Below are 26,021 nucleotides of genomic sequence, written 5' to 3'. Positions count from 1 at the left end.
GTCGCCGACGGCCCTGGTCCTCCGGTCCGGTCCGGTCTGGCCCGGTCCGGTCTGGTCTGATGTGCGGTGCTGAGCCCGAGCCGACCGTGCCCGTTCGGGCAGGGCGCAGCGGCCCGACGCGCAACGTCCCGGTACCGAACGGCACCGGGCCCCGTTCCGCGTCTGTTCTCAGTCGACCACCCCGAACCACCGCCCACCAGGCGGTTCTTCCGGCAGAAGTACCGTCCGTCATACTTCTGCCGGTGGCTCACGCACAGCGAGCCGGACGATCGGGGACATCAACGGTGCGCGGTTCCATGCCCGTGGACGGCGAATTCGGGCAGCGGCTGCGGGATCTGCGGGCCCGCGCCGGGCTCAGTCAGGAAGCCCTCGCCCACGAGGCCGGAGCCAGCGTCAGAGCCCTCGCGGACATGGAACGCGGGCGCACCCGCGGCCCGCAGCGCCGTACCGTCCAGGCCCTGGCCGAAGCGCTGGGACTCGACGACGACGAGACGGCGCGGCTGGAGGAGTCCGCCGCCCTCGGACGGCCGCGTCCGCGCACCGCCGACGGTCCGTCCCGGCCCGCCGCCCTCGCCCTGCCGCGCGACATCCGGGACTTCACCGCCCGCGCCCCCGCCCTCGCCCGGCTGCTGGAACTGGCCCAGGACGCCGCGGCCGGGCGCCCCGAGGTCGGTGTCGTCACCGGGCAACCCGGCCTGGGCAAGACGGCGTTCGCCGTCCACGCGGCCCACCGTCTCGCACCGCACTTCCCCGACGGGCAGTTCGCCCTCGACCTGCGCGGCATGGACCCCGAGCCGACCGCGCCCCGGGAAGCGCTGGCCCGGCTCCTGGGCGCGACAGGCATCGCCGACACCGCGATACCCAACGGCACCGACGAACGCGCCGACCTGTGGCGGTCGTCGCTCGGAGACCGGCGCGTACTGCTGCTCCTCGACAACGCCGCCGACGAGGACCAGATCACCCCCCTGCTGCCCGGCACGGGGCCGTCCCTCACCCTCGTCACCTCCCGCCACTCCCTGGCGGGACTCGCCTCCGTCCACCGCTGCGACCTGGCGCTGCTGCGCCGCGAGGAGGCCGTGGAACTCCTCACCCGCATCCTCGGCCCCGACCGCGTCCAGGCCGAGGCACAGGCCGCGCGCGACCTCGCCGACCTGTGCGGGCATCTGCCCCTGGCCGTCCGGATCGCGGGCCAGCGGCTCCTCGGCCGGCCGCACGAGCGCCTGGGCAAACTCGCCGCCCGCCTCGCCGCCGAGGGGCGCCGCCTCGACGGGCTCCAGGCCGGAAACCTGCGCGTACGAGCCGCGTTCGCCCTCTCCTACCGCCAACTCTCGCCGGAATCATCGACGTTCCTGCGCCGCGCCGCGCTGGCCGCCGGGGCGGACTTCAGCCCGGAGACCGGCGCACTCCTCTCCGGCCTGTCCTACGACGACGCGTGCGCCTGCGCCGAGGAACTCACCGACGCCGGACTCCTCCAGAGCGATCCCGAGGCCGAGCGCTACCGCTACCACGACCTGCTCAGGCTCTACGCGATCGAGCAGACCGACACCGAGGACGGCCCCGGCGTCCGTGAGACCGCCCTCGACCGCACCGCGCGCTGGATGCTGCGCCGGGCCACCGCGGCGGCGCTGCACTTCGAGGTCGACCAGGAGCGGGCCGTACCGGAGCACGGAGACCCCGACCCCGACACCGCGCCCGCCGGCCGGGACGAGGCGCGGGCCTGGCTGGAGGCCGAGCGGCCCCAGTGGCTCGCCGCGCTGCGCCGGGCCCACGCCTCCGGCTGGCACCGGGAGGTCCTGGACACGGCGGAGGCCATGCACTGGTTCTCCGACGTCACCCAGCACTGGGAGCAGTGGGTCGAGGTGTTCACCCGCGCCGTCGAGTCGGCCCGCGCGCTGGGCAGCAGGCAGGAAGAGGCCGTCCAGCTCAACTACCTGGCCTGGGCGCACAACCTCTGCGTCCACGACCCCGAGGCGGCCCTGACGTCGGCCGACGCCGCGCTGGTCGCGGCCCGCGAGTGCGGGGACGGGCTCCAGGAGGGCTGGGCCCTGGGCTACGGCGCGGGCGCACTGCACCGGCTGGGCCGGACCGAGGACGCCCACGTGCGGCTGCGCGCGTCGGCGCGCTGCCTCGCCGCGCAGGACTCGCCACAGGCCCGGCTCGCCGAACTGACCATCCTGAACACCCTGGGCACGCTGCTGCGGCAGACCGGCCGGGCGGCCGAGGCCCTCGACATCCACCGCCGCAGCGAGCAGATCTGCCGGGCGGGCATCCCCGGCCGGACGAAGGAGCTCATCGGCCTGTACCACGCGGTCGCCCGCCAGCAGATCGGCAACGACCTCGCGGCCCTGGAACGCTGGCACGAGGCCGAGCCGCCGCTGCGCCGGGCCCTCGCCGACTTCGAGGCCGCCCAGATGCCGATCTGGGCCGCACAGGCCCGCCTCGACCTCGGACGCGCGCTCGGCGCCACCGGCCACCCCGAGGCCCGCCGGACCCTCCTCGCCGCCCGCGACGCCCTGGCCGCGCTCAAGAGCCCACGCCGGATGGAGGCGGCCACAGCCCTCGCCGAACTCGACCGGGACACCGCCGTCCGGTGAACGGCCCCGCCGGGTCCGCACGGCCGACGCACGGCCTGCGAACCCGGCGGACACCGCTCACGGATACCTCGTCAGTCCACCTGCCCCTGCACGTACGGCACCAGCCGCACCGGCCCCGACAGCCCGTACGCCTGGCGGGACGACGTGCCGAACACGGCGGGCTGGCTGACGCGGAGGCGGTTGATGAGCGGGGTCGCCACCTCCACCTCGATGACGTTGTCGCCACGCCTGAGGTGTCCGCCTAGGTCGACGACCGGGTGGAGCCGGTCCGCGGGGGCCAGCCGGGTGCCGTTGACGGTGACCCGGAACGTGTCGCTGACCGTGCCCAGTTCGAGGTAGGCGCCGTGGGACGAGGTCCATCCGGAGGGCAGGGTCACGGTGGTGCGGTAGCGGCCGACGCCCGCGGAGTCGGCGAGTTCGGGGATCTGCGACCAGGGCAGCAGCGCGTCCAGGGTGAGTGAGCGCCGGACGACCTGGGTGCTTGTGGCGTCGGAGCCGGGCAGCCAGTCCTCCACGTCGAGCCGCCAGCTGGACGGGGTCACCGGGGCGGGCACCGCGGGCAGCTTGGTGGTGACCGTGCGGCCCTGGGAGAGACGGGTGGTGTAGGTGCCCTGGGCGGCGGCCCTGACGGTCAGTCCCCGGTCGGTGAAGAGCACGCGGTCGGCGCTGCTCTCCACGGCGTGCGGACGGTTGCCGTTGCACTCGCCGAAGAGTCCGGGCCTGCCCAGCGCCACGACGATCGCCTGGCCGGGTTCGAGGGTGACGCGCAGCGTGATGCCGTCGGCGCCCTCGGTGTAGCGGCCGACGCGGGTCGCCTCACCCGTCCAGAGGTCGAGCAGGTACGGGACGGTCGTGCCGCGCCGGGTGGGGCGCAGGGTGATGTCGTGGTCGATGGTGGCGACCGCGGGCTTGACCGTCTCGGCGTGCTTGCCGTTGCAGAGGTAGAACAGGTCGGTGTCGCCGGTGACACGGTGGGCGTTCAGGAGGGTGGAGGACGTGGCGTAGCGGACGTCCGGGGTGACTCCGACGGCGGCGAGGGCGTCGCCGACGGCCGTCTTCTCGGTGACCGTGCGCACGTGCGGCAGTGCGAGCAGGGTCGCGAGGACCTCCCGCAGCCGGGCCGTCTCGTCCTGCTCGGGCACGCCGGGCGTCAGGGCCTGGTCGAAGGCGCCGAGCCAGACCATGGGGAGCCCGGCCTTGGCCAGCTTGAGCAGCTTGCGGGCGTCGGCGAGGGCGAGCGTCGGGGTGGAGGAGTAGAAGAAGTCGCCTTCGACGAACAGGGCACGGTAGGCAGGGCCTTCCGGAGCCAGCCGTCCGTTCTCGACGCGGGCGCTGGGCAGGTCGAGCAGCGGGCCGCTGAGGAACTGGTGGGTCCAGCCGAGCGGGATGCCGGTCGAGGTGAACCAGGAGGCGCCGATGCCGGTGGCGGTGTAGCCGGTCTGCCGGAACACGGCGACGTCGGCACGGGTGGTGCCGGTCCGGAGCACCTGGTGGACCCGGCCGAGATACCCGGAGATGTCCTCGGCGTGCTTCCAGGTGGGCTGGCGCGGCCCCCACGACTCGCCGTAGCCGGGGGCGCCGTTGTAGGGGCTGAAGGCGGCGAAGCCGGGCCAGGCCACACCCGGCGCCGTCGCGTACGAGAAGCCGTGCAGGACCGTCTGGTTGACGCCGGCCGCGTACGCGCCGCCCATGGTCCGCAGGAAGCGGTCCCACGTGGTGCTGTACGCCGAGCCGTTGTAGGCGCCCGACTCACAGGACAGCACGGTGTGCCCGGCCATGTCCCGGCCGCCCGCGAGGCAGCGGTAGTCGTCGAGGTTCTTGAAGCCGAGCGACTCGCCCTCGGGGATGTCGAGGATCGCGGCGGAGGCGATGGCGTCGGTCTGGAGTCCGTAGGGCTGCGAGCGCAGTTCCATGCCGAGCGAGTGGGCCCAGTCGCGCAGGGCGGTCATGTGGTGGGCGTTGAACAGCTCGGAGACGGTCTCCCAGAAGTCGTGCCGGATCTGCCGGGTGATCTGCGCCTCGAAGGCGAAGACCTGGTTGCTCTTGTCCAGGACGAGAGCGGGCAGATACGGCAGCAGGGAGGTGCCGGTCTTCTTCTTGAACGCGGCGGGCAGCGCGGACGTCCACACCAGCGCGTCGGTCTCCAGCTCGACGGAGTCCTCGAAGAACGCGCCGCCCGCGGCCTTGAGCAGCCTGCGCACGGTGCCGGTCAGCACGGCGCGCTCCCAGTAGCCGGTGACGGCCGCGGTGCCGGCGGCGCTGAAGTGGTCGACGACGTAGGCGGCCGGGGAGGAGTGCGGTCCCGACTCGGGCTGCTGGGCGCTGCCGCGCTGCCAGTAGGAGACGATCACCCAGTCGCCCTCGGCGGGCGCGGTCCAGGTCAGCGCCCCGTCGGTGACCGTGGCGGTCAGGTCCTGGACGCTGGCCAGGTCGAGACCGGTCTCCTTGCGGGTCGCGTTGGCGGGCTCGACACGAGCCGCCTGGACGGCGAGCAGGCTGCGCCGGGTGACACCGGAGGCCGCCTCGTGCGCGGGCTCGGGCACCGGGCCCTGATAGGTGGTCCCGGCGGCCACGGAGGCGCGCCCGTAGGCCAGTTCCTGCGCGGCGGCCTCGTCGTCCGGGGTGAGACCGGGGACGGCCACGGGCCAGCTGGGGCCGAGGGTGAGGTCGATGGTCAGGCCCCGGCGGGCCGCCTGCCGAAGAGCCGCCTCGACGCCCTCGCGCCAGGACGTGCTGCCCCAGCCGTGGTGGGCGGTGTCGAGGACGGACTTGTCCTTGATGCTGTGGTGGACGGCGGCTATCTCGGCCCCGCCGAAGCCCGCGTCGGCCATCTGGTCGATCTCGCGGGCGATCTCCGCCGGGTCGACCAGACCGTCCGGCCACCACCACCGGAACTTGGGGCGCACGGAGCGCGGGGTCGTGGCGAACCAGTCGCCGGACAGGTTCTGCGCGCCGGTCCGGCCGCCGGTCCCGGCGCTCGCCGTACCCGCCCCGGTCAACGCCACGGCGGCACCGGTGGCCACGGACGCGGCCAGAACGGTACGCCGGGAGATCCCGCCACGCTGCGGAATGGGCTTGTGCATGTTTCGCCCCAGAGTGCTTGAAACGATTCAATATGCTGGAAACGCGGGAACGCTAATCTCGCCGTACCGGTGGCGTCAAGATCTGTGCAGCGGGCGTTTTCCGTGAAAGCCTCTTCGGTGCAACGCGGTTGCCGTCGTCCCGTCCGAGGGGGTGACGAGTCCAGGGCCCGGGGCCAGGCTCCCGCCGTACGGCCGGGCGCGCCATGATCGTGCCGCCCGGCCGGACGGGGAAGTCGGCCCGCCTGTGGTGGACTTCGTCCCCGCCGGTGAGGAGCGCCGGTTCGCGGAAGCGACCGGGAACTGGGTGCCGTTCGTCGTGTTCGGGCCCGCCTTCGGCTCACGCGCGCCCGAGGCCCCGTGGCGGGGCGCCGGGCATTGAATCGCTTCAACTCGCAGTGCGGTCAACGGCTTTCGGCTCGCCGACGCCCACCCGCAACCCCCGGATCGCATAGCCGCCGATCTCGTCCTGGAACGTGACACGGGGCGGGGTGAGCATGCGCAGGTTGTCGAGGGCGAAGAGATGCCCGAGGAAGACGTTGGTCTCCATCAGGGCGATGTCGGCACCCGGGCAGCGGTGCGGCCCGTCGCCGAAGGCCAGGGCTGCCGCGTACCGGCCCGTCGTGGCGGGACGGCCGGGACGGACCGACGTGGGGTCCTTGCCCATGGCTCCGGGGTCGGTGTTGGCCTCGTCGACCAGGATCTCGACGAGCGCGTCGCCGGGCACGGTCACCGGACCGTCCGCGCCCGGTACGTCGACGGCGCCGGTGGTGCGCCGCTTCAGGCGGGCCACGGCCGGTTCCAGGCGCAGGAGTTCGTGGATCACCGCCATACGCGCGCTGTCGCTTCCCGCCGCATAGCGTTCGCGCAACTCCTCGTCGGTGAACAGGTGCCAGGCCGCGACGCTGATGAACTCGCGGGTGGTGACCATGCCCGCGGCGGCGTAGGTGAGGCACTCGCCGAGGATCTCGGCGTCGGAGCAGCCCTCGGTGATCAGATGGGAGATCAGGTTGTCGGCAGGCCGCTCGCGGTGGGCCCGGACGGCCGGGCGGACGTCGGCGAGATAGATGCGCAGCCACTGGCTGTTCTGGCGCAACAGCCAGTACAGCCCGTGCCAGCTGGTCAGCCCGGGTCTGCCGAACTTCTCGGGGAAGAAGCGCTCCAGTCGGCGCTGGATGCCGGGTCTGCTGTGCGTCAGGCCGATCACCTCGCACGCCACGTCGATCGAGACGCCGAACGTGAGGTCCTCCAGCCACGCCTCGCCCGCGCCGCGCAGCGTGTCTAGATGGCGCAGCGCGACGCGCTCGGTGAGTTCCCGGTAGTGCTCGTCCACCCGGCGCGGGGTGAAGTAGCGGGCCGTCTGACGGCGGTGCTCGCGGTGCTCGGGACCGTCCCGGTAGAGCACGGGCCGCCGGATCCGGGAGGGCATCTTCTCCACGGTCTCGATCCCGAGGCCCGCCTGCACGGTGCCGGTGCTGCGCAGAACGGCGCGGGCCGCCTCATAGCCCCGGACCCGCCATGTGCCGTCCTCGCCGTGGGCGATCGGGCAGACGGGTCCGGTGCCGTCCCTGCGGATCTTGCGCGCGTCCTCGGCTCGCTCCATCGACTGCCGCCTCCGTCGTCGGGGGACACCCTGGGCGGGCGGAACCCGCTGTCAGGTGCGTCCGCCCAGGATCCAGGAGCGCCTGCCCTCGCCGCCAGAGGTCAGGGAGCCGTCTGCGGCTCCGTCTCCTGCTCCGGCTTCTGATGCGGTGAGCGGAGCACCAGCAGGGTGATCTCGCTGGGGGCGAGGACGCGGAAGGGCGGGCCCCAGAAGCCGGTGCCGCGGCTGGTGTAGAGGAGGGTGCGGGGGCCGTGGTGGCTGAGCCCGGCGAGGGCGGGCTGGTCGAGACGGACCAGGTGGTGGAAGGGCCAGATCTGACCGCCGTGGGTGTGCCCCGACAGCTGGAGGTCGACCCCCGCCGCGGCGGCCCGGTCGACGAACTTGGGCTGGTGCGCCAGGAGCAGTACGGGCAGATCCGGGTCGGCGCCGTCCAGGGCTCCGTCGAGGTGGGCGCGGTGGCCCGCCAGACCGGAGGACTCGGCGGTGACGTCGTCCACGCCCGCCACCACGAGGGTGTCGCCGTCGCGTTCGAGCAGCAGATGGCGGTTGCGCAGCGGCTGCCAGCCCAGCTCGTCCATCAGGTCGACCCAGCCCTGGGCCTCGCTGTAGTACTCGTGGTTGCCGGTGACGTAGACCCGCGCACGGGTGGCCCGCACGGTGCCGAGCGGGGCGGCCTGGGCACGGCGGCGGTCGGCCGTGCCGTCCGCGATGTCACCGGTGTGGCAGACCACGTCGGCCTCCAGCGTGTTCACCACCTCGCACACCCGCTCCGACCAACGGGCCCGGTCCAGGGGCCCGTAGTGCGTGTCCGTGATGAGGGCGACCCGCAGGCCGTCGAGCCCGGCTCCCAGGCGCGGGAGCGGCACGTCGATCCGGCGGACGCGCGGTACGCGACGGGCCTCGAAGGTCCCCCAGGCGAGCACGACGGCGGTCACACCGAGGACGGCCCAGGCCACGATCCGGGCGCGCTCCTCACCGTCCCCGACACCGGCCAGCACGAGGGCGAGCCGCAGCAGGACGCCCAGCAGGACGGACCAGGTGAACAGGATCCAGCTCCCGCCCAGCAGGGTGTCGCCCACGATCGCCGCCGCGTCCTGCTGGCGCCTGCCGTGGCCGCGCGCCATCGCGAGCGGCATCACGACCAGGCCGAGGACGAACACGACCGTGCCGGTCACGGTGACGGGCAGCGGCCAGTGCTGGCCGGAGTGGAGCAGCACCCAGCAGGGCACCGCCCACAGCAGGACGGGGGCGACCAGGGGGAGGTAGCGCATCAGGCGGTGCAGCGGGCTGGGCCGGGCCGCCCGCGCTGCGCCGTCCGCGGTTCGGGTGTCGCTGGTGTCGGTCACACTGCTCCTTCTGCTGTTCCGTCCCTTCCATGATGGACCCGCGTCACAGCAGGCTCGTCTTCGAGGGCTGGGGCGGGAGGTCCTCCGGGAGCAGCATGCGCAGATCGTCCAGGCCGGGGGCGGGCAGGGCTCCGATGCGTCCCGCCTGGCGGGTCATCATCGCCTCCAGCAGACGGCGGGCCGTGCGCGCGTTGCCGAAGGAGCGGTCGCGGGGCAGGGCGTCGATGTGCGCGCCGAGCGCGTCCAGGGCCTCGGGGGAGCAGTCGTAGCCGTAGCCCGAGGCGGCGCTGGTGAGGATGTCGAGGAGTTCCTGGGTGGTGTAGTCCTCGAACTCCACGGTCCGGGAGAACCGGGAGGCCAGGCCCGGGTTGGAGGCCAGGAAGCGGTCCATCTCCCGGGTGTAGCCGGCCGCGATGACGACGACCTCGTCGCGGTGGTCCTCCATCAGCTTCAGCAGGGTGTCGACGGCCTCGCGGCCGAAGTCGGAGCCGGAGCCCTCGGGGGTGAGCGTGTACGCCTCGTCGACGAACAGCACGCCGCCCAGGGCCCGTTCGAAGGCCTCCTTGGTGAGCTGCGCGGTGTGACCGACGTAGCGGCCGACGAGGTCGGCGCGCGCCACCTCCACCAACTGCCCCTTGGGCAGCACGCCGAGGGAGCGCAGCAGGTCCGCGTAGAGACGGGCGACCGTCGTCTTGCCGGTACCGGGAGGGCCGGAGAAGACCAGATGGTGGCTGATCTTCGGGACCGGCAGTCCGGCGGCCCGTCTCTGCTCGGTGGCGGTCAGGAGGTTGACCAGGGAGGTCACCTCGTTCTTCACGGCCGTCAGACCGGTCATGGCGTGCAGTTCGGCGAGGAGTTCCTCGGAGCCCGGCCCGGTGTCGGTGGCGCCGGCGTCCGCGGCCACGTCCTCGGGCAGCAGCAGACTCAGGTCGCTCTCCGCCGGGTTGGTCATGGCGCCGAGCCGGTGGGCCTGCCGGTCCACCATCTCCTCGAACACCTTGCGGGCCGCACGGCCGTTGCCGAAGGCGGCGTCGCGCGGCATCCGCCCGTAGTGCCCGGCCAGGGCCTCCAGCGTCGCCGGGGTCAGCTCGTAGCGGTGCGCCGCGCACATGTTCTCGGTGATCGTCACCAGCTCGTCCACCGAGTAGTTGTCGAACTCGATGGTCCGCGTGAAGCGGGACGCCAGGCCCGCGTTGGAGGACAGGAAGGCGTCCATGTCCGAGGTGTAGCCGGCCGCGATGACGACCACGTCGTCGCGGTGGTCCTCCATCAGCTTCAGCAGGGTGTCGACGGCCTCGCGGCCGAAGTCGGCGCCGGACCCCTTGCTGTCGGACAGCAGCGTGTACGCCTCGTCGATGAACAGCACGCCGCCGAGCGCGTCGTTGAACGCCTCGGTGGTCTTGATCGCCGTACCGCCGATGACCTGGGCGACGAGGTCGGCGCGCGAGACCTCCACCAGATGCCCGGAGCGCAGCACGCCCAGGTCGGCCAGGATGCCTCCGTAGAGGCGGGCGACGGTGGTCTTGCCGGTGCCGGGCGGCCCGGAGAAGACCAGGTGCCGGCTCATCGACGGGACGGGCATGCCGAGTTGGAGGCGCCGCTGGGCGAGCTGGTTCAGGTTCACCAGGGTGTGCACCTGGTGCTTGACGTCCGCGAGTCCGACGAGCGACTCCAGCTGCTCCAGGGGCCCTTGGGGGCCCTTGGCCTGCTCGCCGCCGCCCGGTCCCGCCGCCGCGACGTCCGCGGGGAGGGTGTCGCCCCAGGCGTCCGGCGCGCCGTTGGCCGCGCTGCTCAGGTTGTGCACCTCGAACCGCTCGTTCACGCGGGTCTGGCGCAGGCCCGCGCCGCGGTTGTCGCGCACGGTGCAGTCGGTCGTGGCGACCGGCTCGGAACTGTCGACGCGGATGCCGTCGCCGACGTTGCCGTTGATCTGGCAGCTGGTCAGGGAGGCGCTGCCGCCGTTGGACACCAGGACGCCGTGCGCGCCGCAGTCGGTGACATGGGTGCGCAGCGCGGAGAGTTCGCCGCCGTTGTCCACGACGAGACCCGAGGCCGTACCGGACTCCACGCGGCAGTCCCGCAGCGCCCCGATGCCGCCCGAGCCGACGGACACCGTGGCGTCGGCCGCCTCGCGCAGCACCGTGTCGCGGACCTCGGGCCGTCCGCCCGAGGCGATCCGCAGTCCCGCGCCGCCCGCCCGGTCGATCTCGCAGTTCTCCAGGCGCCCGCGCCCGTCCTCGACGACCTCCACACCGTGTCCGCCCGGCGAGGTGATCCGGGCGCGCCGCAGCAGCGGGTTGGCGGCGGTGCGGATCCGGATGCCGGCGCCGACCGCGTCGGCTATCAGCAGGGAGTCGAACTCCGCCGCCGACTCGTCCTCCAGCAGCACCGCGCAGTCCTTGTCGGCGCAGCCGCGCACCGTGGTGCCGGTGAGGGACGGCGAGCTGGAGCCGATGACCCTGATGGCCGGCACGGCGGCGTTGTCGAACGAGCAGTCCCTGAAGGTGCCCCGGGAGCGCTCGGACACGGCCAGTCCGCTGCCCTTGGTGCGCGCGGTCCGGCAGCGCAGCAGCTCCGGGTCCGCGGCCGAGGCGAGCAGGAACCCGGGACCGGAGGTGTCCGTGACGCAGACCTCCTCCAGGACCGGGCGGGAGCCGCTGGTGACGTAGACGCCGATCGTCGTGTCGTGGACGTCGCTGTGCGTGACACGGGTGGCGCAGCGGCCCTCCAGGGCGATCGCCGGCTTGTCCGTGCCGGAGATGTCGCAGCGCTCCACCAGCCCCTGCGCCGTGCCGTTGGCCAGGATGCCGTTCGCGCGGGCGTCGCGGATGCGGCAGTCCCGCACCGTCGTGTCCGCCTCCTCGCTGATGACGACGCCGGAGGTGCCGAGGTTCTCGATGAGGGAGTCGGCGACGATGCTGCCGGTCGACGCGGTGTCCACCACGCCGGCGCCGTCCGGGTTGCTGATCCGGCAGCCGCGCAGGGCCAGCGAACCGGACTCCCGGGCCAGGACGGCCGTCCAGCCCGAGCCGATGACCGTGCAGCCGTCCATGGCGACCTGGCCGCGCGGCGCGTCCACCACGGGCAGGTCCTCGCTGCCGCCGCGCAGCGTGAGGTCGGTGAGCAGGACGGCGTCGGCGACCAGGACGATCGCGGTGCCCCGGCGGGGACAGATCTCGGCGCTGCCCGGCTCGCCGTCGGCCACGAGGGTGACGCGCGTCCGGATGGTGAGGTTCTCGTCGTAGCGCCCAGGAGCGATACGGATCACCGCGCCCGTGCGTGCCTTGGCCAGGGCGTCGCCGATGTTCTGGAAACTGTCCGACCGGCCTGGGCAGACCCTGAGCAACTGCCGTGACACGCTGTGATCCTCCTTGATGTGATGCGCCCGCCGACACCGCTCCGCCCGGTCGGGACGCGGTCGTGCGGTGGTGCGCACACGGCGAACGCTACGGGACGCCGACCGCCAACTGCCAGGTCGAGCAGGGCTGATGACGGAGGGCACCGGCGCGGTGCGTCCGCGGTGCCGTGCCTAGGATGTGCGCCATGCGCGCTGTTCGAACCCACCGCCCGCAGGCCGCCACGGCCGCGTCGGCCGCCGTCGCCGTTCTGCTGGTCGCCGCCGGGGCCGTCCCCGCGGCGGCCGAATCCGTGGAACTGCCCGCCGTACGCTCCGCGTTGGGGGCGGACGAGCCCTGTGCGAGCGCCTCCACCCGGCAGGTCGAGACCGAGCCGTGGGCCCTGACCTCGCTCGGCGCGGCCCGGGCACTCACCCTCTCCGAGGGCGCCGGGACGACCGTCGCCGTCGTGGACACCGGCGTGAGCGAGAACGCCCCCGGACTGTCCGGCCGGGTCACGCCCGTCGGCGACGCGGGCAGCGACTGCGTCGGGCACGGCACCTTCGCGGCGGGCCTGATCGCCGCGGCCCCCGCCGCGGGGAACGCGGCGGGCCCCTCCGGACTCGCGCCCCGGGCGGACATCCTGGCCGTACGGGGCACGGACCAGCGCGGCGGCGGCACGGCGCAGCAGCTCGCGGACGCGATCCGCCGGGCCGCCGACGAGGGCGCCTCGGTGATCTACGTCGGCCGGGCGCTGGCCGACGGCAAGGCCGTGCTGACGTCGGCGGTCGCGTACGCGGCCAAGAAGGACGCCCTGGTGGTGGCCCCGCTCGCGCCCGACGCGCTGCCCAAGGACCAGAACGGCGACGTGGTGGAGGCGGAGCCCTGGTACTGGCCCGCCGCCGCGCCCGGCGTCCTCGCGGTGACCGACTTCGGACCCGACGGATCGCGGCCGGCCAACGCCCCGGTCGTCTCCGGCGCGGACCTCGCCGCGCCGGGGGACTCCGTGGTCGGCATCGGCCCGGCGGGCAAGGGGCACTACATCGGCTCCGGCGCGTCCCTCGCCGCCGCGCACGTCGCCGGGGCGGCGGCCCAGGTCCGGGCACGCTACCCGGACCTCACCGCGGCCGAGGTGGCCCGGCGGCTGACGGAGGCCGCCTACCCGGCCAGCCCGCCCCGCCTGGACCCCTACGCCGCGCTCACCGCCGTGCTCCCCGAGACCGCCGGTGGCGCGCCCCGCCCCGAGGCGGCCGTCGTCCCCGCGGACCCCGCGCCCGAACCCCGCGCCCGCGCCCTGGTGGTGGCCGCGGGGAGCGCCGGGCTGGTGGCCCTGGTGGCCGCCGCGGCGGTCGTGGTCCCGCGCGGCCGGGCCAGGAACTGGCGCGCGGCGGGCCGCTGACCCTCCGCGACCCGCCCCGTCCGCGGGCGCCGAGCGCGCCGACGGACGGGCCGGTACGACGGGCCGCGGGGCGCCGGTCGCCGCGCGCCCCTCGCCCCCGCCCGCGGCGGCCCCGGCCGGTTCACGCATCCGCGCCGGCCTCGTCCAGCAGTGCCGTCTGGAGCTGCGTCGACTTGCGCCGGGTGACGCGGGTCGCACGGCCCGGCGGCAGGTTGCGGCCCTTGAGGCTGCCGATGATGAACCCCTCCGACGGCGGGCAGGACAGCAGCAGGGTGGGGGAGTTGACCTCCTGGAGGCGCCGCAGGAGCGCCTCGTTCAGACCTCGGCCCGCGCCCGCCGCCGAGCGGGAGACGATCAGGTGCAGCCCGACCTCCCAGCCGAGGGCGAGGTGGTTGAGCAGCGGGTCGAACGGGGCGTTCATGGGACCGGCGCCCAGCAGATCGTAGTCGTCCACCAGGATGAACAGCCGGGGACCCTTCCACCAGTCGCACTTGCGCATCCGCGACGGTGAGATCTCCGGCCCCGGAAGCCGGGTGGTGACCGCCCGGGCGGCACCCGAGATCATCTCCTTCAGCGCGTCCATCGACACCGCGTGGCCGAGGCGGTACTCGTCCGGGATCGCCTCGACCAGCTCGCGGCGGTAGTCGACGACGAGGATCCGGGCCTCGGCGGGCGTGTACCGGTCCATGACGGCCTTGGCGGCCATCCGCAGCAGGTTCGTCTTGCCGCTCTCGGTGTCCCCGACCACGATCATGTGCGGGCTCTCGGTGAAGTCGTGCCAGACGGCGGAGAGTTCCTCCTCCTCCAGACCGATCGGCATCCGGAAGCCGCCCTCGGGACCCGACGCCTGCGCGAGAGCCGGGAGGTCGGCGTACGGCAGCTTCGTCGGGAGCATCCGCACCGGCGGGGCGGGCGGGCCCGACCAGCTCTCGCCGATCGCCGCGACGAGGTCGGCGACGCCGTCGGTGAGATCGTCGGCGGACTCCGTCCCGTCGATCCGGGGAAGCGCGGTGAGGTAGTGCAGCTTGGCGTCGCGGGTCAGACCCCGGCCCGGCAGACGGGGCACGGTCGCCGCCTTCCGCATGTCGATCTCCGAGTCCATCGGGTCGCCCATCCGCAGCTCCAGATGGGTGGCGGCCTGGTCGCGGATCGAGGAGGTCAGCTCCACCCAGCGTGAGGTGGTGACGATCAGGTGGATGCCGTAGTTGAGCCCGCGCGCGGCGATCGCGCCGAACGTCTGGATGTGCCGGTCGAAGTCCTGGCGGACGGTCGACCAGCCGTCGATGACCAGGAACACGTCGCCGTGCCGCTCCTCGGGGAACTCCCCGGCGTTGCGGCGGCGGCGGAACGTCGCCATGGAGTCGATGCCGTGGTCGAGGAAGAACCGTTCGCGGGCCGCGAGCAGCGAGGTGACCTCGGCGATCGTACGGCTGACGCGCTCGGCCTCCAGCCGTGCCGCGACCCCGCTCATATGGGGCAGCCCGGCCAGCCCCGCCAGGGCGCCGCCGCCGAAGTCCAGGCAGTAGAACTGCACTTCGCGGGGTGTGTGGGTGAGAGCGAGCGCGGTCAGGACGGTCCGCACCATGGTGCTCTTGCCGCTCTGCGGACCGCCGGCGATGGCGATGTGCCCGCCCGCGCCGGAGAGATCGAGGGTCAGCAGATCGCGGAGCTGGTCGAAGGGGCGGTCGACGATCCCGATGGGGATGGTCAGCCGGCCGCGTCCGGGCCAGTCCACCGACGTGAGCCCCAGGTCGGGGTCGGGGGTGAGCGGCGGCAGCACCTGGTCCAGGGTCGTGGGCCGGTCGAGCGGAGGCAGCCACACCTGGTGGGCCGCCGGACCGGCGTCGCGCAGCCGTGCCACGGCGGCGGACAGCAGCGTCTCCTCGCTCTCGTCCGGGGCGGGCTCGGGGTCGGGGTCCGGCGTCACGGGCAGTTGCCGCGGCATGACGTACGTCGTCGTCCACGGGACGGTCTGGCTGGTCACCCGGGCCTGGTGGGCGACGCCCCGCCGCTCCTGGTAGGTGCCGGAGACGTACGCGGCGCGGAAGCGGGTCAGCGCCTCCACACCGGACTTGAGGAAGCCGCTGCCGGGCGCGGGCGGCAACTGGTAGGCGTCCGGGACGCCCAGGACCCCGCGGCTCTCCATGGCGGAGAACGTGCGCAGGCCGATCCGGTAGGACAGGTGGCTCTCCAGCTGGTGCATACGGCCCTCGTCCAGGCGCTGCGAGGCGAGCAGCAGATGCACCCCGAGCGACCGGCCGAGCCGGCCGATCATCACGAACAGCTCCATGAACTCGCGGTGCGCGGCCAGCAGTTCGCTGAACTCGTCGACCACCACGAAGAGGCTGGGCAGCGGTTCCAGCGGGACTCCGGAGGCACGCGCCTTCTCGTAGTCCAGGGCCGAGGTGTAGTTGCCCGCGGCCCGCAACAGCTCCTGGCGGCGCATCAACTCGCCGTGCAGGGCGTCCTGCATACGGGAGACGAGGGCCGCCTCGCCGGCCAGGTTGGTGATGACGGCGGAGGTGTGCGGGAGTTCGTCCAGACCGAGGAAGGTGGCGCCGCCCTTGAAGTCGACGAGGATGAAGTTCAAGGTCTCGGAGGAGTTGGTCAGGGCGAGGGCGAGGACGAGGGTGCGCAGCAGTTCGCTCTTGCCGGAGCCGGTGGCGCCGATGAGCATGCCGTGCGGTCCGGTGCCGCCCTGGGCGGACTCCTTGATGTCGAGTTCGACGGGCTGCCCGTCCGCGCCGACGGCGATGGGCACGCGCAGCCGGGCGGTGCCGGTGTGCTGCTGCCACAGCGCGGCCGGGTCGTGCCGGTGCAGATCGGGGATGCCCAGCAGGGTGGTCAGTTCGACGTTGGTGGACAGCGGTTCGGCCGCGTCGGGGCCGGTGCCCATGCCCATGCGGTACGGCGCCAGGCGCCGGGCCAGGGCGGTGGCGCCCGTCGTCCCGAAGGCGTCGGGGCGGCCGAGCACGGTCGTCTGCTCCTTGCGGTCCCGGTCGGTGCGCACCAGGGCGAAGGAGTCCCCGGACACCTCGAAACGGAGCGTGACGCGTCCGGGCCGCCAGGTGAGGGCACCGGACAGGTCGAGGACGACGGCGTTGCGGAAGCCGGGCCCGTCGATCCGGTGGCCGCTCGGGACGGTGCCGCCGTCGATGACGATGACGGTGAACGGCTCCTCGCGGCCGGGCAGGGCCTCCGGGTCGAAGGCCGGCCGCTCCTGGAACTCGGCGCCGAGCAGGTCCTCCAGCTCGCCCAGGGCGGAGACGGTCATCCGGACGGGACCGGCGCCGTCGGTGTCGTGCGGGTGCAGGGCGTGCGGGAGCCACTTGGTCCACTCCCACTCCGAGCGCCGTTCGTCGGCGACGCAGAACACGATCCACACGTCGTCCGGCGAGTGGAAGGTGGCCAGTTGGGCCAGCAGGGCGCGGGTGACGGCACGGATGCGCTCCTCGTCGCCGCGGAACAGCACCCGGGCCCAGGCGCGCAGATAGATGGCGATCGGCTGGTCCGGCACGGTCGCGTAGGCGCGGATGAAGCTGCGCAGCGCGTGGGCGCTGAGGGGCTCCAGGTCCTCGACGGGACTCGTGGTGACCGGAGTCAGTTTCAGGCCAAGTTTCTGGTCGCCGACCGCGACCCGGAGCTCACCGAAGTCCTCGTCGCGTGGCCTGCGTTCCCACAGCCGGGTGGTCCCCACCATGGACGACAGGGCCACCGGCTCCGGGTGGCGCCAGGACAGCGCGTGCTGCTGGTCGGCGACGGCGCCCCGCACTTTGCGCCGCATCTGGCCGAGATAGCGCAGATAGTCGCGCCGTTCGCCCTTCAGGCGCTGCTTGCGTTCGCTGCTGCGGCGCATCGTCTGGCCGACGATCATCGCCGCGGCGGCCACCACCATCACGCCCAGCGCGAGATAGATGAACCCGCCGCTGCCCCGGGTGGAACCGGGCCGAAGGAACATGAACATCATGGAGACGGACATCAGGGCCATCGGGAGGTAGGTCCAGATGGCGGACGAGTCCGGCACCACTTCGGGCAGGGGCGGCGGTTCCTGCAGGCTGAGCTCCCCGTCGGGCATTTCCGGGCCTCGGCGCCGGGCCGGGCGGCGGAACAGGACCACACTCAAGGGCCGTCTCCTTGTGGGGCAGGGGAGGAGGGAGGGGCGGGGGCGCCACCATGGGTCCGTTGATACTACGATCGTCGGACCGGTGGTGAACTACCGTCCTCGTTGCGCGACTTCGGTACGCCCCGGACGGTGACCCGATGTTCGACGATGTGCATCCGGTGTTCATGTTCCCGTCAGCACCCACTCCGGAGAGGCGTGAGCCAGCCCCATGACTGACACTCAGGTGGCCGAACTGTGCCGTCTGACGGTCCGTGCCCCGGCCAGGACCGTCGACCTCGCGGTGCCCGCCGACGTCCCCGTCGCCGACCTGCTGCCCGCGGTCCTCGGCTACGGCGGCGACGACCTCGAGGAAGCCGGACTCGACCACGGGGGCTGGGTGCTCCAGCGCCTCGGCGGCGAGCCGATGGACGAGGAACGCACCCTGGACTCCTACGGGTTGCGGGACGGAGAGACCCTCTTCCTCAGGCCCCGCACCGACGCGCTGCCCGAGGTGCACCTCGACGACCTGGTGGACGGCATCGCCACCACCATGCGCCGCCACCCCTACGGCTGGACCCCGCAGATCAGCCGCCGACTGCTGCTCGGCATCGCGGTCGCGGTGCTCGGCTGCGGGCTGCTGCTGGTCGCGCTGCCCGGCGGATCGGCCCTGCCCCGGGCCGTGTTCGCCTCCGTGGCCGGGCTCCTGCTGCTCGCCGGAGCGGGCGCGGCGAGCCGTGCGGTCGGCGACGCCGGGGCCGGAGCCGTGCTGGGCTTCATGGTCGCCCCGTACCTGGCCCTCGCCGGCTGGCTGCTGCCGGGCGGCGAGTTGAGCGGCCGGCACGCCTACGAGGCGCTGGGCGCACGCCTGTTGTCGGCCGGCGCGGCGGCGACGGGCGGCGCGGTGCTGGCGCTCGCGGTCGTCGCCGCGTTCGCCGCGCTGTTCCTCGGACTGGCCGTGGTCGCCGTGTTCGGCGTGGTCGCCGCGGCCCTGATGCTGGCCGCCGACCTCCCGCCCGCGCACGTCGCGGGCATCCTCGCCGTCGTGGCGGTGGCCCTCGGCGCCTTCGTGCCCTCGCTGTCGTTCCGTATGTCCGGCATGCGGATGCCGCCGCTGCCCACCAACGCCCAGCAGTTGCAGGAGGGCATCGACCCGCGTCGCTGGTCGCCGACCGTGCCGTCCTCGCCGACGGCTGGATGACCTCGCTGTACGCGGCGGTCGGGGTGGTCGCCGCGGGATGCGTCGCCGTGCTCGCCCGGGAGGGCGGACTCGCCGAGGTGATCACCACGGCGGTGCTGTCCCTGCTGCTCCTGCTGCACGCCCGCGGGCTCGGCAACGTCTGGCAGCGGCTCTCGCTGGTGTTCCCGGGCGTGGCCGGGCTGCTCCTGCTCGTCGTCGCCGACGCCCCGCACCTCGCGCCGGGCTCCCGGCTGGGGGTGGCCACCGGTCTGCTGGCGGTGACCGCGGCCATCGCCATCGCGTCCTGGACCGTCCCCGGCCGCCGTCTCGTGCCCTACTGGGGCCGGCTGGCCGAACTGCTCCACTCCGCCCTGGCCATCAGCCTGCTGCCGCTCGCCCTGTGGGTGCTCGGCGTCTACAGCATGCTGCGGTCCATCAACGGCTGAGCCGACCACCCGAACGAGCTGAATCCGACCTAGCACGAGCTGAACCCGAGCAGGGCCGAGCTGAACCCGAGCTGAACCGAAAGGCACCGAACGCTGCGATGCAGTCCCGACGTGATCAGGTCCAGGCGCACATGTTCGTCATGGGGCGGCTCACCTCCAGCATGTTGCGCGCGGACCCGGACGCCCCCGAGAGCCCGCAGGGCCGGACCAACCGCGGAGTGGTCATCGGCGTGGTGATCGCCGTCCTGATCTCCGCCGGTGCGTTCGTGCTCGGCCTGCTCAAGCCGGGCACCAAGGATTCCTGGCAGGAGGCGGGCACCCTCGTCGTCAGCAAGACGACCGGCTCCCGCTACCTCTACCTGAACGGCCGCCTGCGCCCGGTGCGCAACTACGCCTCCGCACGGCTGCTCGTGGGCGCCGACATGACGGTCTCCTCGGTCGGCGCCGCCTCGCTGAGCGGCACGCCGCACGGGACGCCCATCGGTATCACCGGCGCCCCCGACGCGCTGCCCGCCGGCGGGGACCTGGACGACGGCCCCTGGCAGGTCTGCTCCGGCACCACCACCGGTACCACCGGCACCACCCTCGCCATCGGCGTGGCCGCGGGCACCGCGGGCCTGCCCACCGCACAGGCGCTGCTGGTCACCGGCCCCGACAAGGCCGACTACCTGGTGTGGCGCGGCAGCAAGCTGCGGCTGGACAAGGAGACCAACGCCCGCGAGGCCCTGGGCTACGGCTCCACGCCGCGGGTGGCGGTCTCGGCGGCCTTCCTCAACTCCGTGCCGTCCGGCCCCGACCTGACCCCGGCGGACGTCGCGGACCTGGGCGGGAAGGGCCCCGAACTCGGCGGCCGGAGCACCCGGATCGGTGAGGTGTTCCGGGTGACCGTGCCCGGCTCCGCGGAACGCTACTACCTGCTGCGCCAGGAGGGCCTGGTCCCGCTGACCGCGACCGGCGCGGCCCTGCTGCTCGGCGCCCCCGACATCCGGGAGAAGGTCTACCAGGGGCGCGCGGCACAGGTCGCGACCCTCGGCGCGGACGCGCTGAGCGGCCATCTCGCCCCCGGCGCCGACACCTCGGCCCAGGACACCGACCGGCCCGCCTCGCCCCCGGAGGTGGTCGGCGTCGAGGAGGACACGACCGCCTGCGTGCGCGTCCAGCCGGGTCAGAAGGGTCCGCGCATCAGCGTCGCCCTGGTCCCGTCCGGCACCCTCGGACCGGCGGCCCAGGCCCCGGCGGAGGGACTCACCCCGGCCTGCGTGCCCGTCGGCCGGATCACCGTCCCCGCGGGCGGCGGGGACCTGGTGCGGGCGCTCGGCGCGAGCGGCAGCGAGGTCGGCGGCACCGTCTACCTCGTCACGGACACCGGGATGAAGTACCGCATCGGTTCGGCGGACGCCCTGACGGCGCTCGGCTACACGGAGAGCCAGGCGCGCGGCCTGCCCGCACCCCTGCTCGCGATGCTGCCGACCGGGCCCGATCTCACCCCCGAGGCGGCGGCGCTGGGCACCAGCACCACGACGGCGCCGCGCTGCGGAACCGGTACGGCCGGCACCGCGACGGGCCCGGGAAGCGGCACGGACGGCAGGAAGACCGCCGGCGCACCCCCCGCCGGGACACCCGGCGGCGCCGCCGGCGAGGGGACGGAGAACGCACCGGCCGGGGCCCAAGCGGACCCGGAATGAACTCCGGACGACGTCCCTTCGCTCGGGCTGGTCACACGCGCCCGAGGTGGGGTAGACCAAATCCCAATCAACTCACCATCATCTAAGCTCACTTACTCAACCTGAATCACAGGAGGCGCGGCCCCATGACAACGCCCACCGGCAAGCAGCAGTCAGAGGAACAGGCGACACGGAACGGCGTCACCGCGCTGGAGCAGGCCTTCTCCGGCGTGCAGCGCTGCCGTCAGGACGTCGACAACATGAAGAACAACCTGTCGTCGGGATACGCGGGAAGCGACGGCGGAGCCTTCAACCAGCTGCTGGAGCGCTGGGACCAGCAGGCCGAGGTCATCTCGGTCAACCTGAACAGCATGATCGACACCCTGAACGAGACGCTGCGCGCCAAGGGCCTCCAGCAGGGCTCGGCCACCCAGTCGATCCAGGAGGCGTACGACCGCTCCGAGGCGATCTTCAACGAGCTGGCGGGCTGACGCCCCCGGCCCGCGCGGGCCGACCCCCACACAGCAAGCCCTCCCGCCCGAAACACCTGGCACGAGACGAGGACAGCCATGCCCGACTTCACCGATGGACTCATCTACGTCGACTACTCCCACATGGAGAACGCGGCCGACGACATGGTCCAGCAGACCAAGGCGATCGACAGCATCCTCACCAACCTGGAGGCGGAGCTCCAGGAGCTGCGCAACACCTGGGAAGGTGAGGACCGCAGTGTCTACAGCGAGAAGCAGGCCGCCTGGGACAACGCTGTCGAGACGATGAAGCGCATCCTCGCCGAGAACTCGGCGCTGCTCACCGATGTCTCCGGTGGCTACAAGTACAGCGAGAACTCCCTCACCCAGCTCTGGCAGAGCGTCCGCATCGGCGGCTGACCGGTCCCACCCGCGCGGCCCCATGACCACGGGGCGGTAACCGACAGGCACACTGGCAGAAGGAGTACGGCATGGCGGAGACCGCCCCCACGGTCAATCTCAACAAGGCGTGGCTGCAGAACTTCCTCGACAACGACGTGAAGCCGTTCGCCGAGGCGATCGGCAAGCTCGGCAAGTCGGGCTACGCCCCCGGTGACCTCACCCTGGAGGTCCCGGCGTTCAAGGACATGGAGGAAGGCGGGGGCACCCCGGCCGGCTTCCTGACGGGCCAGAAGTTCCCGATCGCCATCGGGAACATGGGGACCGACACGACCTGGACCAACGGCCAGCACCTCGTCAAGGCGCTGACCACCTTCATCGCCGAGGTGACGGCGATCCTGGACCTCCAGGACGAGTTGTTCGCGGAGATCGAGGACAGCCTGGAGGACACCATCGCCAAGCTGTTCAAGACCCGCGACGACAACCTGGAGAAGATCAAGGGCGAGGACTTCCTCGACTTCTTCGAGGACGTCGACAGCATCTTCTCCGAGGGCCCGGGTTCGGGCGACAACAACGACGACGACTGACCCCGGCGCCGTACGCCCCCCACGCCCCTTCCGGCTCACCTGATGGAAAAGGTCCCTCGGCATGGCTCTCGACCCCACCAAGATCACCGGCGATCTCACCTCCACGAACGACCACTGGCACGCGGCCGTCAAGCTGTTCACCGGGTACGACGCGCCGAAGCGTGAGGAGATCTTCGACACGCTGGTGGGCAACGAGGGCATTCCCCTGATGAAGGTGGAGATATCCGACGTCTCCCAGGTGGACTACGTCGACACCGAGGATCTCAACTGGCTGTACGAGAACGCCGGTTACATGATCCAGAACACCGACTTCGTCATCCCGTTCTACTCCACCAGCGGGTCCGGCGGAGCGGGCTCGACCGTGTCCATGCACAAGGCGCGGATCACCATGCTCGGCAACAAGGGCGGCGGCCACGACGGTTCGCCGTCCGGCGGCTACTACGAGGGCTCCACCTTCAGCAGCCAGTACGACAACCACCTGGGGATGGGCAAGGTCACCTGGGACTCGCGCCCGCTCACGCAGTACAGCTACGGCACCGGACTCGCCCTCCAGGCCCTGCTGGACCAGCCCGAGGGCACCCACGGCTTCAGCTGGAACGAGCGGTCCGTCGACGAGGCGGCGTCCGTCACCCTGAAGAACTTCGACGTGGTGGCCGGGGCGTTCGACCGGGTGGCCAAGTTCTTCATCGACCAGCAGAAGGTCATCGAGGAGTGGCAGACCAGGGTCGGCGTGGAGAAGAACGACGCCTGGCGCGGCACGGCCGCCGGAGTCTTCTGGGACCTCGTCAAGAAGCTCAACAAGCAGTACTCCGACTACGCGGAGGACATGAGCCCCAACGGCAGCTACTTCTCCAAGCAGGGCAACGAGATCCGGGACGCCAAGAAGGCGCTCAGCGGCGCCGCCACGGATCTGCGCAACGCCTGGGCCAACTGGTCGAACCTGCACGGAAACCCGCTGATCGCGTTGCACGGCGTGCTGTCCCGGGTCATGAAGCACGTCTGGGACCACAACATCACGAAGATCACCTACGAGATCGAATCAGCCGGTGAGAGCACCTACGTCAACTACGTAGCGGAAGCCGGCTTCGACAACCAGGCCAAGGACCCCGGGGACGCCAAGCACGCCGCCCACGACTTCGGTGATCTCAAGGACCTCTCCACCTGGGCCCAGATCGGCAACCAGGCGCTCCTCGACTGGCAGAAGACCGTCGTCGACGAACTCGACAAGGCGGCCGTCGAGGCGCTCAAGGACGTCAAGAACGCCTGGAGCAACTCCAGCTTCGACCTCGGTGAACTCAAGTCGCGCGCCGGGAACTCCCTTGAGGAGAACCTCACCAAGGACCAGGCGGAGATCGACAAGGAGAAGGCCGAGAAGGCCGCCGCGGAGGCCGCCGCCCAGCAGGCCGCCTACATGCAGTGGATGAAGGACCAGGCGGCGAAGGCGGAGGCCGAGGCGGCCAAGGCCAAGGCCGAGCAGGAGGCCAAGGAGAAGGCGGCCGAGGAGAAGGCGGCCCAGAAGGAGAAGGAAGCCGAGGAGAAGGCCGCTCAGAAGGAGAAGGAAGCCGAGGAGAAGGCCGCCGCCGCCAAGGCCGAGCAGGAGGCCAAGGAGAAGGCCGCCGAGGAGAAGGCCGCTCAGAAGGAGAAGGAGCAGGAGGCCAAGCAGGCCGAGGCCGAGGCCAAGCAGGAACAGAAGGAGAAGGAAGCCGAGGCCAAGGCGGAGGCCAAGGAGAAGGAAGCCGAGCAGAAGCAGGCCGAGGCCGAGGCCAAGCAGGAGGCCAAGGAGAAGGAGGCCGAGCAGAAGCAGGCCGAGGCCCAGGCGCGCCAGGAACAGCTCCAGATCGCCCAGATGAACCAGGCGAAGGCCGAGCAGGAGCGCCAGCGCAAGGAGCAGGAGCAGAAAGAGGCCGAGGCCGAGGCGAAGGCGGAGGCCAAGGAGAAGGAAGCCGAGCAGAAGCAGGCCGAGGCCGAGGCCAAGCAGGAGGCCAAGGAGAAGGAGGCCGAGGAGAAGGCCGCGCAGAAGGAGAAGGAGCAGGAGGCCAAGCAGGCCGCGGCGGAGGAGAAGGCCGAGAAGGCACAGGCCGAGGCCAAGGCCGAGCAGGAGGCCAAGGAGGCGGAGCAGGAGGCCAAGCAGGAGGCCAAGGAGAAGGAGCAGGAGGCCAAGCAGGCCCAGGCGGAGGCGAAGGCCGAGCAGAAGCAGGCCGAGCAGGAGGCCAAGCAGGAACAGCTCCGGGCCGAGCAGGAGAAGAAGCAGGCCGAGGCCGAGGCCAAGCAGGAGCAGCTCCAGCAGGAGGCGGAGAAGCGCCAGCAGGAGGCCTACTCCCAGTACGGCAACAGCCAGCAGGGCCTCCTCAACAACGGAGACCTGTCACTCCTCGACCCGACCACCATCTCCGGCCCCGTCAACGACGCGACCCTGGACCTTCCCGGCGGCGGCGAGACCCACATCGACGACAGCGGGCGGATCGTCACCGAGTACCCCGACGGCAGCTCCACCACGATCGACCCGCTCACCCACAGCTCCACGATCACCCGCCCCGACGGCACCACCATCTCCGGCCCGCTCAACACCGGTGATCTGCTGACCAATCCGGACGGCAGCGTCACCCACCTCGACCCGAACGGGAACGTGGTCACCGAGTACTCCGACGGCACCGTCCAGACGGTCGACCCGGACACCGGTTCCACCACCATCACCCTCCCGGACGGCTCGACCTCCTCCGGCTACCTCAACGGCGGTGACCTCCCGTCGTACAACACCTCCTCCGGCAACTCGCCGTACAACTACCCTTCCTACGAGGAGGAGTTGTACGACGACACCCCCTACCAGTCCCCGCTGGACTACGGCTCCTCGTCCACTCCCACGACGACGTCGAGCAACCGCCAGCTCCTCAACGCGGGCGCCTTCCCCGGCCTCGCCGCCATGGGACTGGACGGTTCGAGCGCGGCGACCGGTGAGGCCTCCTCGGCGGCCTCCGGGAGCAGCGGCTCTCCGATGGGCGGCATGCCGATGGGTGGCATGGGCGGCATGGGAGGCGCCGGTGCGGGCGCCGGGAACAACGACGGCGAACGCGTCCGCAACGTCATCGACAGCGAGATCGTCAGCAACCGCCGCCCCGGGGCGGGCGTGAACGGCGCCCGCGGCAACGGCGGTTACGCCGACGACGAGGTGCGCGTGGCGGCGAGCGGACCCACCACCGGCGGCACCCCGTTCCTCCCGCCGCAGGGCGGCGGCACCCCCGGCCGGCCGGAGACCGAGAGCGGCAACCGCGCCCGTGACGCGTGGGAGCCCGAGGACGACGACGTCTGGGGAGCCGACGAAGGGGGCGCGCCCGCCGTGATCGGCCGATGAGCGAGTCGATGAAGGAGAAGCTGGCGCAGGCCATGGCCGACCTGGAGGCCGTGCAGAGCGCGGTCGCCCGCGCCGAGAACGAACTCGGCCAGGCCACGGCCACCGCACGGTCCCGCGACCGCATGGTGGAGGCCACCGTCGGACCCCAAGGGGAGCTGACGGGGCTGAAGTTCCTCGACGGCCGGTTCCGCAACCTGCCCGCGCCCCAGGTCGCGGCGTCCGTGGTGGAGGCCGTGCAGGACGCCCGCGCGCAGATGGCGCACCGGGTGATCGAGACGTTCGCCCCGCTCACCCGGCAGGGCGGCGGCCTGGCCGGGACGGGCGGCATCGACGTCGACTGGGAGCGGGTCTTCGGCTCCGCGCTCGACGACGGCAACGGCGGCGGACGAGGCCGCGCGGCCAGGGACCGGCTGCGCGACGAGATCCACGAGGACCCGGACGACAACCAGCACCGAGAGCGGAGAAGGTGA

Annotated in this window: 13 protein-coding genes and 1 pseudogene; 9 read left to right on the top strand and 5 right to left on the bottom strand. The window is 72.4% G+C overall.

Annotated features, from left to right (window positions below):
• Positions 1-296 precede the first annotated feature (296 nt).
• Positions 297-2,594, top strand: a complete 2,298-nt coding sequence (locus ACIPSE_RS28425; RefSeq protein ID WP_401667673.1) for an ATP-binding protein — start codon at positions 297-299, stop codon at positions 2,592-2,594.
• Between the two features lie 71 nt (positions 2,595-2,665).
• Here the strand turns inward: ACIPSE_RS28425 and ACIPSE_RS28420 are convergent, their stop codons facing one another.
• The 4 genes from ACIPSE_RS28420 to ACIPSE_RS28405 all read right to left on the bottom strand — a co-directional run bounded on the left by ACIPSE_RS28420 (position 2,666) and on the right by ACIPSE_RS28405 (position 11,981).
• Complete coding sequence (locus ACIPSE_RS28420; RefSeq protein ID WP_401667671.1) at positions 2,666-5,677, bottom strand: glycosyl hydrolase; 3,012 nt, start codon at positions 5,675-5,677, stop codon at positions 2,666-2,668.
• Positions 5,678-6,062: 385 nt separating this feature from the next.
• Complete coding sequence (locus ACIPSE_RS28415; RefSeq protein WP_401667668.1) at positions 6,063-7,277, bottom strand: cytochrome P450; 1,215 nt, start codon at positions 7,275-7,277, stop codon at positions 6,063-6,065.
• Between the two features lie 101 nt (positions 7,278-7,378).
• A complete protein-coding gene (locus ACIPSE_RS28410; protein WP_401667665.1) occupies positions 7,379-8,623 on the bottom strand; it encodes a metallophosphoesterase in 1,245 nt (414 codons plus the stop codon).
• Between the two features lie 43 nt (positions 8,624-8,666).
• Positions 8,667-11,981 carry a right-handed parallel beta-helix repeat-containing protein gene (locus ACIPSE_RS28405; RefSeq protein WP_401667663.1) on the bottom strand — a complete coding sequence of 1,105 codons (3,315 nt, stop codon included), beginning with the start codon at positions 11,979-11,981 and terminating at the stop codon, positions 8,667-8,669.
• Positions 11,982-12,166: 185 nt separating this feature from the next.
• On the opposite strand from ACIPSE_RS28405, the gene ACIPSE_RS28400 reads away from it, so the two are divergent.
• On the top strand, positions 12,167-13,357 hold the full coding sequence (locus ACIPSE_RS28400) for a S8 family serine peptidase (protein WP_401667661.1): 1,191 nt from the start codon (positions 12,167-12,169) through the stop codon (positions 13,355-13,357).
• 121 nt (positions 13,358-13,478) lie between these two features.
• Here ACIPSE_RS28400 and eccCa read toward each other — a convergent pair whose 3' ends face one another.
• Positions 13,479-17,474 (bottom strand): type VII secretion protein EccCa, encoded by a 3,996-nt coding sequence (gene eccCa, locus ACIPSE_RS28395; RefSeq protein WP_401668284.1) that lies wholly within the window; start codon positions 17,472-17,474, stop codon positions 13,479-13,481.
• Between the two features lie 214 nt (positions 17,475-17,688).
• On the opposite strand from eccCa, the pseudogene eccD reads away from it, so the two are divergent.
• From eccD to ACIPSE_RS28360, 7 genes and pseudogenes are all read left to right on the top strand, one after another.
• Positions 17,689-19,082, top strand: a pseudogene (eccD, locus tag ACIPSE_RS28390) (type VII secretion integral membrane protein EccD).
• Between the two features lie 98 nt (positions 19,083-19,180).
• Complete coding sequence (gene eccB, locus ACIPSE_RS28385; protein ID WP_401667659.1) at positions 19,181-20,767, top strand: type VII secretion protein EccB; 1,587 nt, start codon at positions 19,181-19,183, stop codon at positions 20,765-20,767.
• Positions 20,768-20,892: 125 nt separating this feature from the next.
• On the top strand, positions 20,893-21,237 hold the full coding sequence (locus tag ACIPSE_RS28380) for a WXG100 family type VII secretion target (RefSeq protein WP_401667657.1): 345 nt from the start codon (positions 20,893-20,895) through the stop codon (positions 21,235-21,237).
• A 78-nt stretch (positions 21,238-21,315) separates the two neighbouring features.
• Positions 21,316-21,636 (top strand): WXG100 family type VII secretion target, encoded by a 321-nt coding sequence (locus ACIPSE_RS28375; protein ID WP_401667654.1) that lies wholly within the window; start codon positions 21,316-21,318, stop codon positions 21,634-21,636.
• Between the two features lie 71 nt (positions 21,637-21,707).
• A complete protein-coding gene (locus ACIPSE_RS28370) occupies positions 21,708-22,202 on the top strand; it encodes a type VII secretion system-associated protein (protein WP_401667652.1) in 495 nt (164 codons plus the stop codon).
• Positions 22,203-22,263: 61 nt separating this feature from the next.
• Positions 22,264-25,551: an AAWKG family protein gene (locus ACIPSE_RS28365; RefSeq protein ID WP_401667650.1), complete on the top strand. Its 3,288-nt coding sequence runs from the start codon at positions 22,264-22,266 to the stop codon at positions 25,549-25,551.
• A complete protein-coding gene (locus ACIPSE_RS28360) occupies positions 25,548-26,021 on the top strand; it encodes a YbaB/EbfC family nucleoid-associated protein (protein WP_401667648.1) in 474 nt (157 codons plus the stop codon). The genes ACIPSE_RS28365 and ACIPSE_RS28360 overlap by 4 nt, the downstream gene beginning before the upstream one ends.

This window comes from Streptomyces sp. NPDC090106 (genome assembly GCF_044747265.1).
Lineage (GTDB): Bacteria > Actinomycetota > Actinomycetes > Streptomycetales > Streptomycetaceae > Streptomyces.
Note: the sequence above shows the minus strand (reverse complement) of the source record. Positions and strands in the feature narration are given on the sequence as shown.

What these genes read in the sequence shown, in the direction of transcription:
- ACIPSE_RS28425 (WP_401667673.1), top strand. Translation starts at nt 297, where the DNA reads ATGCCCGTGGACGGCGAATTCGGGCAGCGGCTGCGGGATCTGCGGGCC.
- ACIPSE_RS28420 (WP_401667671.1), bottom strand. Translation starts at nt 5,677, where the DNA reads ATGCACAAGCCCATTCCGCAGCGTGGCGGGATCTCCCGGCGTACCGTT.
- ACIPSE_RS28415 (WP_401667668.1), bottom strand. Translation starts at nt 7,277, where the DNA reads ATGGAGCGAGCCGAGGACGCGCGCAAGATCCGCAGGGACGGCACCGGA.
- ACIPSE_RS28400 (WP_401667661.1), top strand. Translation starts at nt 12,167, where the DNA reads ATGCGCGCTGTTCGAACCCACCGCCCGCAGGCCGCCACGGCCGCGTCG.
- eccB (WP_401667659.1), top strand. Translation starts at nt 19,181, where the DNA reads ATGCAGTCCCGACGTGATCAGGTCCAGGCGCACATGTTCGTCATGGGG.
- ACIPSE_RS28380 (WP_401667657.1), top strand. Translation starts at nt 20,893, where the DNA reads ATGACAACGCCCACCGGCAAGCAGCAGTCAGAGGAACAGGCGACACGG.
- ACIPSE_RS28375 (WP_401667654.1), top strand. Translation starts at nt 21,316, where the DNA reads ATGCCCGACTTCACCGATGGACTCATCTACGTCGACTACTCCCACATG.
- ACIPSE_RS28370 (WP_401667652.1), top strand. Translation starts at nt 21,708, where the DNA reads ATGGCGGAGACCGCCCCCACGGTCAATCTCAACAAGGCGTGGCTGCAG.
- ACIPSE_RS28365 (WP_401667650.1), top strand. Translation starts at nt 22,264, where the DNA reads ATGGCTCTCGACCCCACCAAGATCACCGGCGATCTCACCTCCACGAAC.
- ACIPSE_RS28360 (WP_401667648.1), top strand. Translation starts at nt 25,548, where the DNA reads ATGAGCGAGTCGATGAAGGAGAAGCTGGCGCAGGCCATGGCCGACCTG.